Origin of the sequence: Streptomyces sp. NPDC098781 (assembly GCF_044759995.1) — a bacterium.
GTDB lineage: Bacteria > Actinomycetota > Actinomycetes > Streptomycetales > Streptomycetaceae > Streptomyces.
Genome location: NZ_JBIWAK010000009.1, coordinates 247,753 through 259,405, shown reverse-complemented (window position 1 = coordinate 259,405; position 11,653 = coordinate 247,753). Strand labels below are relative to the sequence as shown.

The following is an 11,653-nucleotide window of genomic DNA, read 5'->3' as shown; positions in this document are numbered from 1 at the left end:
GCAGCCTTCCTGTTGGCGGACAGGAACTTTGACCCCGCTGTGTCTATCACCTGGCGCGAGCCACTGGAACCACGCGCGTAGCACGTGTCACTTCCCCGACGCGTCCTCGATGATGTCCTCGATCGTCCGCTCGACCTCCCGCTCGGGCGGCGGCTCGATCTCGCGCTCGGCCGGGGGCTCGACGGCCCTCTCTTCGCCCGGGTCGGCGGGGCTCTCCACGTCGTGCGCCGCGTAGCGCCGCGGGGGCTGCCCCTCGTGCTCCTCGCCGCCCCTCTCCAGGAAGCGCAGCAGCTCCACCGGGATCGGCAGAACCAGCGTGGAGTTCTTCTCCGCGGCCACCGCCATCACCGTTTGCAGGAGACGCAGCTGGAGCGCGGAGGGGGTGTCCTCCATCTGATGGGCGGCCTCGGCCAGCTTCCTGGAGGCCTGGAGCTCGGCGTCCGCGTTGATGATGCGGGCGCGCCGCTCGCGGTCGGCCTCGGCCTGCCGGGCCATGGAGCGCTTCATCGACTCCGGCAGCGACACGTCCTTGATCTCGACACGGTCCACCTGCACGCCCCAGCCGATGGCAGGGCTGTCGATCATCAGTTCCAGACCCTGGTTCAGCTTCTCGCGGTTGGAGAGCAGGTCGTCCAGATCGCTCTTGCCGATGATCGAGCGCAGGGACGTCTGGGCCATCTGCGAGACCGCGTACTTGTAGTCCTCGACCTTGATGAGCGCACTCGCCGGCTCGATCACCTTGAAGTACACGACCGCGTCCACGCGCACCGTCACGTTGTCGCGGGTGATGCCCTCCTGGGCCGGCACCGGCATCGTGACGATCTGCATGTTGACCTTGTGCAGCCGGTCCACGATCGGAACGATCAACGTGAACCCGGGTGCCCGCACCTCCCCGGCCAGCCGTCCGAGCCGGAGCACCACCCCGCGCTCGTACTGTTTGACGACCCGCGCCGCCGCAGCGACGTACACGGCGCCCGCGGCAGCCACTCCCGCGACGATGCCCAGAACTTCCTCGACCATGCCGACCTCCTCACCGAGAGGTCCGATCCGTACGCTCCTGTAACGGTATGCCCAGTAAAGATATGTCTGACCCCTGGTCCAGGGCCATCGACGGCCCCGGACCAGGGATCAAGCCTCAGCAGGCGTCATACGCCGGTCAGGGCGCCGTGACCCGCACCGGTTCGGTGCCCGCGGAGCTGTGGCGCTCGGCCCAGTTCTCCAGGGCCGTACGGCAGGCGTGGTCGAGGTGGTGCAGCCCGGACAGGTTCAGCTCCACCGGGCGGTCCTGGGGCAGGGCCTCCAGGCTGTCCAGGATCTTCGGCAGCCTCAGGAAGGTCGCGTTGCCCGTCAGGTGCGCCTGGATGGGTCCCGCGCCCTTGTCGACGATCTCCAGCTTCAGGTGCGAGGCCTCCCAGGCGGTCTTGGCGACCGACAGGGCCAGACCGATCAGCACGCCCTCGAACATGTTCACCGCGACGATCGACACGGCGGTCACGACGAGGATCAGTGCCTCGCCCCGGTGGCCCCGCCACAGGGAGACGATCCCGCGGAAGGGGATCAGCTTGAAGCCCGCGTGGACCAGGATGCCCGCGAGCGCGGGAATCGGGATCAGGGCCAGCGCGGCGGGCAGCAGCGCCGCGAACAGCAGCAGCCACACGCCGTGCAGCACCCGGGACGCCTTGGTCTTCGCGCCCGCCTGGACGTTGGCGGAGCTGCGCACGATGACCGCGGTCATCGGCAGCGCGCCGAGCACACCGCACACGGTGTTGCCCGCGCCCTGCGCCATCAGCTCCTGGTCGTACCGGGTGCGCGGCCCGTCGTGCAGCCGGTCCACGGCCGCCGCGCTGAACAGCGACTCGGCCGACGCGATGAGCGTGAAGGCGACGATCGTGGCGAGCACGCCGACGTCCGCGAGCTCGCCGAAGGCATCCGCACCAGGGGGCTGGATCGCGCCCAGCAGGCCCTTGACCTCGACGGTGGCGACCGGCAGGGAGAAGAGCACGGCGACCAGCGTCGCCAGGCCGACCGCCGCGAGCGGACCGGGCACGGCGCGCACCCGGCGCGGCAGCCGCTTCCACAGCACCAGGACGGCGATGGTGCCGGCGCCCAGTGCGATCGAGGCCAGCGCCTCGGTGTCCCCGGCGGCCTGGGCGAGCGCGCCGGGCAGCCCGGCTATCTTCTCCAGACCGGAGGCGGGCGCCTTGGCGTCCGCGAGCGCGTAGAGCTGTCCGGCGATGAGCACCAGGCCGATACCGGCCAGCATGCCCTCGACGACGGAGACCGAGATGGCCCGGAACCAGCGCCCGAGCCTCAGGGCGCCCATGAGGAGCTGGAGCAGGCCCGTGGCGAGCACCAGCACACCGAGGACCGGCAGCCCGAACTCCTGGACGGCCTCGAAGACCAGCACCGTCAGACCGGCCGCGGGCCCGGAGACCTGAAGGCTGCTGCCGCGCATCAGGCCGGTGACGATGCCGCCGACTATGCCGGTGACGAGTCCGAGCTCGGCCGGCACTCCGGAGGCGACGGCGACACCGACGCACAACGGCAGCGCGACCAGGAAGACGACCAACGAGGCGGCGAAGTCCTGCCGTATGTGGGGGAATTTGGTCATCATGCCGATCACAGCGCCTCGAACGCGTCGGTCTCGGCGCTGTGGGCGCGCACGGCACCCTTGTGCACCTCGTAGTACCAGGCGTGCAAGGTGAGTTGACGCTCCTTCAGCTTCTTCTCGATGAACGGGTACGAGCGCAGCCTCAGCAGCTGCGTCAGCACGTGGGCCTGGACGCCTTCGGCGACCTCCGGGTCCTCGGCGGCGCCGGTCGGGCGCGGGTCGGCCTGCGCGAGCCAGTCGCGCACGGCGGGCACGGCGTCGAGGTCGTCGCCGCGCACCAGCGCGCCGACGGCTCCGCAGTGGGAGTGGCCGCAGACCACGATGTCGCTGACGCCGAGGACCTCCACGGCGTACTCGATCGTGGCCGCCTCGCTCGTGGGGTGTGCGCAGGCGTACGGCGGGACGATGTTGCCCGCGGTGCGCAGCTCGAAGAGCTCGCCGGGGCGGGCGCCCGTGATCAGTGCCGGTACGACCCGGGAGTCGGAGCAGGTGATGAACAGGACCTGCGGGGACTGTCCTTCGGCCAGTTCGGCGAACTCCTCAGGGCGCTGTCCGAACATACGGGCGTTGTCGATGAGGGGCTGCATGTGGTGACTCCTCCTGGCGCGCCTCAGTGGCGCGTCGGGGTTTACATGACAGGGGTGGGGGGACTGCTCTGCTGCTCAGCAGCGGAAGATCTGAAGCCCCGCCGGAGTGTGGGACGTCGAGGGTCTCGACGTGCGCTCGTGCGCGGCGCCGGCTTCGGCCGGCCGGTGCGCGGACGCGGAGTCCCGGATGAGCAACGGTCGGTCGGGTGCCTGTGTCCCGGAGTCGGCGAAGCGCAGTTGGTCACGGGTGCGCAGGGGACCGGTCGGATCCCCGTCACCGGACGGGACGCAGTGGCGTGACGTGAGGGTTTCGTCGCGCAGTGCCTTCCCGGAAAGCTTGATTCCGGGTTGGGCCTTGGCCTCTGCCTGACTCGCTGTGTATGCGTGTGCGAAGGTCGCGCCGGGTGCGAAGAACTGGAGGGCGAGCAGGATGGCGACGAGGATCGAAATCGGGGTCCGGACCGTCGTACCTCGCAACATGCGCCCCCCTCCAGTCAGTCCACACCTCATGCACTCGCCAACACTTGGTCAACCGTTGGTCAAGAAGCACGTTAACCGAGCAACGTTGTTTGCAGGGTTAACTTAACGTTTCGAGCTGAAGAGAGCCTGAAATGCGAGGGTGGCTTGGCTTGAACCACCCCTTGACCAGGGGGAGTTACTGGGTTACCAGGCCCTTGGCGTCGCGGGCCAGCGCGGTGAGTCGCGAGATGGCGCGGAAGTACTTCTTGCGGTAGCCGCCCTTGAGCATGTCCTCGCTGAACAGCTGGTCGAACGGCAGTCCGGAGGCCAGGACCGGGACTTCGCGGTCGTAGAGCCGGTCCGCGAGCACGACGAGCCGCAGGGCCGTCGACTGGTCGGGAATCGGCTGGACGTCGGTGAGGCACACCGCGTTCAGGCCGTCCGCCAGCGCGCCGTACCGGCTGGGGTGGACGCGGGCCAGGTGCTCCAGCAGGTGCGGGAAGTCGTCGAGCGAGGCGCCCTCGGTGGCGTACGCCGCCTTGGTCACCTGTTCGTCGGAGTACGGCGCCGGCGCCTCGGGCAGGCCGCGGTGGCGGTAGTCCTCGCCGTCGATGCGCAGGGCGCGGAAGTGGGCCGACAGGCCCTGGATCTCGCGCAGGAAGTCGGCCGCCGCGAAGCGGCCCTCGCCGAGCTTGCCGGGCAGCGTGTTGGAGGTGGCGGCGAGCGCGACGCCCGCGTCGACCAGCTTGCCGAGCAGCGTGGAGACGAGGACGGTGTCGCCCGGGTCGTCCAGCTCGAACTCGTCGATGCACAGCAGCCGGTGGCCGGACAGGGTCTGCACCGTCTGCTGGAAGCCCAGGGCGCCGACGAGGTTGGTCAGCTCGACGAACGTGCCGAACGCCTTGAGTGACGGCTCGGCCGGGGTGGCGTGCCAGAGGGAGGCGAGCAGATGGGTCTTGCCGACGCCGTAGCCGCCGTCGAGGTAGACCCCGCGGGGGCCCGCCGGGGTCTTGGGGGCCTTGGACCTGCCGAACCCGAGGAAGCCGCGCTTGGCCTTTCCGGCGCCGCTGGCGTGCGCGCCGCCGAGCCCGGCCGCGAAGCCCTCCAGGACGCGGACCGCCTCGGTCTGGCTGGGCTGGTTCGGGTCCGGGATGTAGGTGCTGAAGCGGACCGAGTCGAAGCGCGGCGGCGGCACCATCTCGGCGACCAGCCGGTCCGCCGGGACGTGCGGCTCACGGGCGCACAGGGAGAGCGGACTCGCTTCGGCTATCGGGCTCCGCCCGGAGGCGGCGGTGGAGGACGACACGGGTCACCATGCTACGGGCCGTGCCACACTCCATGACATGCGACGCCTGTTCCCTGTGATCGACGAGACAGCAGCGAGTGCCTCCGGCGGTTCGGCCGGGGACGGAGGGGGTGGAGCGGCCGCAGGGGGGCTTGTGGCGGGCACGTCCACCCGGCGCTCGGACGCCGGCCTCTCCGGCGGCGATGCGGCCGACCGGGAGTGGAGCCTCGCCGAGCTCGCCGCCGCCTACGCCTATCCCGAGCCCGGTGCCGGTGAGCGGCGGCCCTGGCTGCGGGCCAACATGGTGTCGACGCTGGACGGGGCGGCCCAGCACGACGGACGTTCGCAGCCCATCTCCAGCGCGGCCGACATGCGTGTCTTCGGCACCCTGCGGGGGCTGGCGGACGTGGTGCTCGTCGGTGCCGAAACGGTACGCCGGGAGGGGTACCGTCCGGCACGCGCGCGTGCCGAGTTCGCCGAGGCGCGGGAGGCGGCCGGGCAGGGGGCCGCGCCGGCCGTGGCGGTGGTCAGCGCGAGCCTGGAGCTGGACTTCGACCTGCCGCTGTTCACCTCGCCGTCCGTGCCCACCCTGGTCCTGACCGGCGCCGCCGCGGCCCCCGACCGGATCGCCGCCGCGGAGAAGGCGGGCGCCCGGGTGGTGATCGCCGGTGACGGTGTCGGCGTGGACCCGGTCCGTGCCGTGCAGGGCCTGGCCGAACTCGGACACACCCGGCTGCTCACCGAGGGCGGGCCGCGGCTGCTCGGCCAGCTCGTGGCGTCCGGCGTGCTCGACGAGCTCTGTCTGACGGTGTCCCCGATGCTCACCGCCGGCGACGCCCAGCGCATCGCCGGCGGGCCCTCGGTGACGGTCCCGAAACGGTTCGAGCTGGTGTCCCTGCTGGAGGAGGAGGGCTTTCTGTTCAGCCGGTACCGGCGGACGTGAGGTTAGGCGGCTTCGGAAATGGGTTCTATGAATGCCGTGGCCCCGAAACGGCGGAATCCTCCGTTCCGTTTAGCTTCCGCCGGGCACACTAAGACTCGCATTCCCCGTGCGCGCACGGGGCAGGATGGTTTCCGCAGAAGGGGCGCCCGGTGTTCACAAGCGTTTTGATGATCGAGAAGGCCCTGACGTCCGCCGACGTGGAGTTCGTCACCACCTTGCACGGTGACGAGGCGGTCGCCTTCCATGTGCTGCTCCAGCCCCGCGGCGAGCAGGCCGACACGTTGCTGCGCGCCATCGACGACATCGCCCTCGGCGAACTGGACGAGGCGGTCCGGGAGGGCAAGACCCCGGAGGGCCAGGAGGCGCTGAGCACGGGGGAGCGGGCGCTGGAGGTGTCCCTGACCGCGCTGCGCACGGCCGGCAAGCGGGCGGAGGGGCGGCTGCTGGAGAACCATCCGCTGGACGCGCTGCGGGCCGTGGTCGACGAGGTCGGGGCGGACGAGGTGATCGTGCTGACCGATCCCCACTACGTGGAGGAGTTCTTCCACCGGGACTGGGCCTCACGGGCCCGGCACAAGGTGGGGGTGCCGGTGCTGAAGCTGTTCTCGCACAGCAAGGCATAGGGGCCCCTCGGGGCAGCTCCCTGGGGGTCGGGCGGTTCGTCGGGCGCGGGGCACGGCCCCCGCGTCCCCTGCGCGGGGCGCGGCCGCGCACCCAATAGGCTGGGGCCTCACCGTCGTATCGCACCTCTGGGAGAACACACATGGCACCCGGCATTCCCACCGCCATGGACCGACCGCACTTCATCGGCATCGGCGGGGCCGGGATGTCGGGGATCGCGAAGATTCTCGCGCAGCGTGGGGCCAAGGTGGCCGGCAGTGACGCCAGGGAGTCGGCGACCGCCGAGGCGCTGCGGGCGCTAGGCGTGACGGTGCACATCGGGCACGCGGCGGAGCACCTCGCCGACGACGCCAGCTGTGTCGTGGTCTCGTCGGCGATCCGGCAGGACAACCCCGAGCTGGCCCGCGCCGCCGAGCTCGGCATCCCCGTGGTGCACCGCTCCGACGCGCTCGCCGCGCTGATGGGCGGGCTGCGTCCGATCGCCGTCGCCGGCACGCACGGCAAGACGACCACCACGTCGATGCTGGCCGTCTCCCTGACCGAGCTGGGCCTGGAGCCGTCGTACGCCATCGGCGGTGACCTGGACGCCCCCGGCTCGAACGCCCTGCACGGCGACGGCGACATCTTCGTGGCCGAGGCGGATGAATCGGACCGCAGCTTCCACAAGTACGCCCCCGACGTCGCGATCGTCCTGAACGTGGAGCTCGACCACCACGCCAACTACGCCTCGATGGACGAGATCTACGAGTCCTTCGTGACGTTCGCCGACCGCATCACCGAGGGCGGCACGCTGGTGATCTCGGCGGACCAGGACGGGGCGCGGGAGCTGACCCGACGGGTCGCCGGAACCGTCCGGACGGTGACGTACGGCGAGGCCGAGGACGCCGACGTACGGGTGCTGTCGATCGTGGCGCAGGGGCTGAAGAGCCAGGTCACCGTCCTCCTCGACGGCCAGGAGCTCACCTTCGCGGTCTCGGTCCCCGGCCGGCACTACGCCCTCAACGCGGTGGCCGCCCTCGCGGCGGGCGCCGCCCTGGGCGTCCCGGCCACCGAGCTGGCCCCGGCCGTCGCCGCCTACACGGGCGTCAAGCGACGGCTCCAGCTCAAGGGCGAGGCCTCCGGCGTCCAGGTCATCGACTCCTACGCGCACCACCCGACCGAGATGACCGCCGACCTGGAGGCTATGCGCGACGCCGCCGGGGACGCCCGGATCGTGGTCGTCTACCAGCCCCACCTGTTCTCCCGCACCCAGGAGCTGGGCAAGGAGATGGGCGACGCCCTCGCGCTGGCGGACGCCTCGCTGGTCCTGGACATCTACCCGGCCCGCGAGGACCCGATCCCCGGCATCACCAGCGAGCTGGTCATCGAGGCGGGCCGGGCGGCCGGCGCCGAGGTGACGGCGGTCCACGACAAGAGCGAGGTGCCCTCGCTGGTCGCGGGAATGACAAGGCCCGGTGATCTCGTTCTCACCATGGGCGCGGGCGATGTCACCGACCTCGGCCCGCTCATCCTGGACCGCCTGTGAAGTGAGGGGTAGACACTCATGTCGTACGACGTCGAAAAGCCGGACGAGCAGTGGCGCGCGGAGCTGACCCCGGCCGAGTACGCCGTCCTCCGCCAGGCCGGCACGGAACCCGCGTTCACCGGTGAGTACACCGACACCAAGACCACGGGCGTCTACTCCTGCCGCGCGTGCGGCGCCGAGCTGTTCACCTCCACCACGAAGTTCGAGTCGCACTGCGGCTGGCCGTCCTTCTACGACCCGAAGGACACCGACGCGGTGGAGCTGATCGAGGACCGCTCGCACGGGATGGTCCGCACCGAGGTGCGGTGTTCCCGCTGCGGCTCGCATCTCGGGCACGTCTTCGAGGGCGAGGGGTATGCGACACCGACCGATCAGCGGTACTGCATCAACAGCATCTCGCTGCGGTTGACGCCCGAGGAGGGCTGACCTTCAGGAGCGGGGCGGCCTCGGGGCCGCCCCGCTCTGTCGTGGCTGGCACGGGGGATGCCGGTGTTCCTAGACTCGTAGACGGGGCGCCGGCCTCGGCGGTCCGTCCGGCGACGGGAAGGCGGTGGCGCCTGATGTCCTACGTCGCGGTGAGTGCGATCAGTCATCCCGGGCTGTTGCGTGAGCGGAACGAGGACAGCCTGGTCGTGGGGCCGTGGACGCTGTGCGGCACCGTGACCGAGAACCCGCAGACCCTGGTCTTTCCGCTCGGTACGCCGCTGGCCGTCGCCGTGGCCGACGGGCTCGGCGGGCATCCCGGGGGCGATGTGGCCAGTTCCCTGGTCGCGCGCCGGATCGCGGGGCTCGGGCCGGCCATGAGCAGCGAGGTCGCCGTGCGGGAGGCCGTGAACGCCTGCAACCTCGCCGTGTACCAGGCGGCGGGCGGCGAGGAGGAGAGCGAGCTGTCCGGCATGGGGACGACGATCGCCGGTGTCGTCGCGCTGCCCGAGTCGCTGCTGGTGTTCAACGTCGGCGACAGCCAGGTCTTCGCGGCCACCGACGACGGGCTGCGCCAGCTGAGCGTCGACGACAGCCCGCCGCATCCGCCCGGCCGCTCCACCACCCTCGTCACCCAGTGCCTCGGCGGCTCGCTCACCTACCGCGCCGTCGCCCCCCATGTGAGCGCCGAGCCCCTGTCGCCCGGCGACCGCTTCCTCATCTGCTCGGACGGTCTGACGGACCCGCTCACCACGGACGTACTGGACGAGATCCTGCGCGAGCACGAGGACGGCCGGGCGGCCTACGAGCTGTGGAAGGCCGCCATCGAGGCGGGCGGGCCCGACAACATCACGGTCGCGGTGGTGCGGGTCGGCGAGGAGTGAGCGGCGGGAGCCGGCCTTCGTCTGCTAGAGGATCTTGCGCTGGACCATGATCGAGAGCACCAGCGCGCCGGGCAGCAGCGGCACCCAGACCGTCAGGACGCGGTAGCCGATGACGGTGGCCGCGGCCAGGCCCATCGGCGCGCCGAAGGTGACCATCGTGAAGACCAGGGCGGCGTCCACCGGGCCGATGCCGCCGGGCGCGGGCACGGCGCCGACGGCGGTGCTGGCGAGGAGGAGGGCCAGCGTCACCTGCGTCCACGACAGTGGCAGGCCGAGTGCGAAGCCGACCGAGGCGATCACGCTCGCCTGGAGCAGGGGAGTGGCGACGGCCCCGCCCCAGAGGGCGAGGATCCGGCTGGGCCGGGTGTGCAGGATCCGGGCGTCGGTCAGGGCGGTGCGGACGAAGCCGAGGAGGGGGCGGCGCAGCGGCCGTACGGTCGTCACCAGCACGGTGGCCGTGACGAGGACCGCCACCACGCCGGCGGCCACCAGGAGCAACGTCCGCCGGTCGGGGACGAGTTCGCCGAGGTGCAGCAGCTCGGGGAAGGCTATGAGGAAGCCGAGCAGCACGGCCGTCTTCGCGATCGGCTTGACCAGCGAGTACAGGGCGAGTGAGGCGGTGCCCCGGGCCAGGGGTATGCCCTGGCCCTGGAGGAAGCGCAGGGTGACGGCGTGGGCGCCGATGCTCGCCGGCAGCACGTGGTTGGCGGCGCCGGCCGCGAACTGCGACGCGAGCAGCAGGCCGGGCGGCAGCCGGTCCGGTATCGACCCCTGGCGGACGAGCGCGGCGACGACCCAGCCCATGCAGGTGAAGAAGAGACCGGCCAGCAGCCACCAGGGGTCGGCGGCGGCGAGCCGGGCGGCGCCGTCGCGCACCGTGTGCCAGTCGGCCGCCGCCCACGCTCCGATCAGCAGGAGCGGAAGCAGCGTCAGCACATGGCGGACGAGGCGTGCGGGGGCGTAGGGGGAGCGGGCGGGAGCGGCGGGGACGGGGCAGGCGGGCAGCGGTCCGGGGAGATCGCTGAGCGGGAGCGAGGACACGGCGCGGTCGTCCTTCCGCGTCGCACCGCGCGGACGCGGGGCGGACGGCTAGAGGGCGAGGGCAGGAGGGGACGACGAGAACGTGCCCGTCCGTCATGACGGCATGGTGTCCGGAAGCCGACGGGGTGTCGGCGGGCGGGCGACGTGACCGGGGGTGTTCGCCGCGCGTGCCGCGGCCCGGAGCTGTCGGGTGGCGCGATTGTTAGGTTAGGCTGCCCTAAATTGTCATCCTGGGGGAGTCCGATCATGGCGCCAGTCCGGTCCCGAGTCCTGTCCCGTCGTCGTCTGCTCACCGCCGGCGGCGCGATCGGTCTCGGCTCGCTGCTCGCGGCCTGCGGCGGTGACGGCGGAGGGGACGCCGAGGGCGGGGGCGGCGGTGGGCACTGGTCCTTCAAGGACGACCGGGGGCGCACCGTCACGCTCGACGAGGCACCCGGGACGCTCGTCGCGTTCGTCAGCACCGCGGCCGCGCTCCACGACTACGGCATCGAGTGCGACGGGGTCTTCGGGCCCACCGAGCCGGTCGACGGCAAGCCCAATCCACAGGCCGGCGACCTGGACGTGGCGAAGCTGACGAGCCTCGGCACGGACTGGGGGCAGTTCAGCGTCGAGAAGTACGCGGCGCTCGACCCCGACCTGCTGATCAGCAACATGTTCCCGGCGCCCGACCTCTGGTACGTCCCGCAGGAGAGCCGCAAGAAGATCGAGGCGCTCGCCCCCAGCGTCGGGATCAGCGTCGCCCGCACCTCGCTGCTGAACCCGCTCAAGCGCACCGCCGAACTCGCCGCGGCCCTCGGCGCCGACCTGGACGCCGAGCGCGTGACCGACGCGCGGGCCCGCTTCGACGCGGCCGTGGAGACCCTGCGCGCGGCCGCCGCGGCCGGCATGGGGCTGAAGGTCATGGCCGTCACGGGCGACAACGACCAGTTCTACGTGGCCGTCCCCGACTCCTACTGCGACCTGAACTTCTTCAAGGACCTCGGCATCGAGTTCGTCGAGGGTGAGAAGTCCGACGAGTGGGGCTTCTGGGAGTTCCTGAGCTGGGAGAACGCCGACAAGTACCCCGCCGACCTGATCATGGTCGACAACCGCACGAGCGCCATGAGCCCCGAGCAGCTCGCCGCCAAGGCGACCTGGCGGCAGCTGCCCGCTGTCGAGGCGGGCCAGACCGTACCCTGGGCGATGGAGGAGCGGTACAGCTACGCCGGATACGCGCCCGTGCTGGAACAGCTCGCGGACGCCGTGAAGAAGGCGAAGAAGCTGTCCGCGTGAGA

12 protein-coding genes are annotated in these 11,653 nt (G+C 71.3%); 6 read left to right on the top strand and 6 right to left on the bottom strand.

The features are described 5' to 3' along the window. Positions 1 to 87: 87 nt before the first annotated feature. The 5 genes from ACIQWG_RS32600 to zapE all read right to left on the bottom strand — a co-directional run bounded on the left by ACIQWG_RS32600 (position 88) and on the right by zapE (position 4,963). Positions 88 to 1,020: a slipin family protein gene (locus tag ACIQWG_RS32600; protein ID WP_404102210.1), complete on the bottom strand. Its 933-nt coding sequence runs from the start codon at positions 1,018 to 1,020 to the stop codon at positions 88 to 90. A 136-nt stretch (positions 1,021 to 1,156) separates the two neighbouring features. After that, positions 1,157 to 2,614 (bottom strand): SulP family inorganic anion transporter, encoded by a 1,458-nt coding sequence (locus tag ACIQWG_RS32595; protein WP_404102208.1) that lies wholly within the window; start codon positions 2,612 to 2,614, stop codon positions 1,157 to 1,159. Between the two features lie 5 nt (positions 2,615 to 2,619). Then, a complete protein-coding gene (locus tag ACIQWG_RS32590; RefSeq protein WP_404102206.1) occupies positions 2,620 to 3,198 on the bottom strand; it encodes a carbonic anhydrase in 579 nt (192 codons plus the stop codon). Positions 3,199 to 3,273: 75 nt separating this feature from the next. Further along, positions 3,274 to 3,678 carry a hypothetical protein gene (locus tag ACIQWG_RS32585; protein WP_404102204.1) on the bottom strand — a complete coding sequence of 135 codons (405 nt, stop codon included), beginning with the start codon at positions 3,676 to 3,678 and terminating at the stop codon, positions 3,274 to 3,276. A 175-nt stretch (positions 3,679 to 3,853) separates the two neighbouring features. Further along, positions 3,854 to 4,963, bottom strand: a complete 1,110-nt coding sequence (gene zapE / locus ACIQWG_RS32580; protein WP_404102203.1) for a cell division protein ZapE — start codon at positions 4,961 to 4,963, stop codon at positions 3,854 to 3,856. Positions 4,964 to 5,000: 37 nt separating this feature from the next. Here zapE and ACIQWG_RS32575 point away from each other — a divergent pair, with 37 nt between their 5' ends. The 5 genes from ACIQWG_RS32575 (at position 5,001) to ACIQWG_RS32555 (ending at position 9,338) form a co-directional block, all read left to right on the top strand. Further along, positions 5,001 to 5,885 carry a pyrimidine reductase family protein gene (locus ACIQWG_RS32575; protein ID WP_404102201.1) on the top strand — a complete coding sequence of 295 codons (885 nt, stop codon included), beginning with the start codon at positions 5,001 to 5,003 and terminating at the stop codon, positions 5,883 to 5,885. Between the two features lie 149 nt (positions 5,886 to 6,034). Continuing rightward, complete coding sequence (locus ACIQWG_RS32570) at positions 6,035 to 6,508, top strand: indole-3-glycerol phosphate synthase (protein ID WP_404102200.1); 474 nt, start codon at positions 6,035 to 6,037, stop codon at positions 6,506 to 6,508. A 140-nt stretch (positions 6,509 to 6,648) separates the two neighbouring features. Continuing rightward, positions 6,649 to 8,031, top strand: a complete 1,383-nt coding sequence (gene murC / locus ACIQWG_RS32565; RefSeq protein ID WP_404102198.1) for a UDP-N-acetylmuramate--L-alanine ligase — start codon at positions 6,649 to 6,651, stop codon at positions 8,029 to 8,031. 18 nt (positions 8,032 to 8,049) lie between these two features. After that, positions 8,050 to 8,457 (top strand): peptide-methionine (R)-S-oxide reductase MsrB, encoded by a 408-nt coding sequence (msrB, locus tag ACIQWG_RS32560; RefSeq protein ID WP_404102196.1) that lies wholly within the window; start codon positions 8,050 to 8,052, stop codon positions 8,455 to 8,457. A 134-nt stretch (positions 8,458 to 8,591) separates the two neighbouring features. Continuing rightward, entirely contained in the window at positions 8,592 to 9,338 is a 747-nt protein-coding gene (locus ACIQWG_RS32555; protein ID WP_404102194.1) for a PP2C family protein-serine/threonine phosphatase, read from the top strand. A 24-nt stretch (positions 9,339 to 9,362) separates the two neighbouring features. Here the strand turns inward: ACIQWG_RS32555 and ACIQWG_RS32550 are convergent, their stop codons facing one another. Further along, complete coding sequence (locus tag ACIQWG_RS32550) at positions 9,363 to 10,379, bottom strand: YbhN family protein (RefSeq protein ID WP_404102192.1); 1,017 nt, start codon at positions 10,377 to 10,379, stop codon at positions 9,363 to 9,365. 246 nt (positions 10,380 to 10,625) lie between these two features. On the opposite strand from ACIQWG_RS32550, the gene ACIQWG_RS32545 reads away from it, so the two are divergent. Continuing rightward, positions 10,626 to 11,651 (top strand): ABC transporter substrate-binding protein, encoded by a 1,026-nt coding sequence (locus ACIQWG_RS32545; protein WP_404102191.1) that lies wholly within the window; start codon positions 10,626 to 10,628, stop codon positions 11,649 to 11,651. Positions 11,652 to 11,653 lie beyond the last annotated feature (2 nt).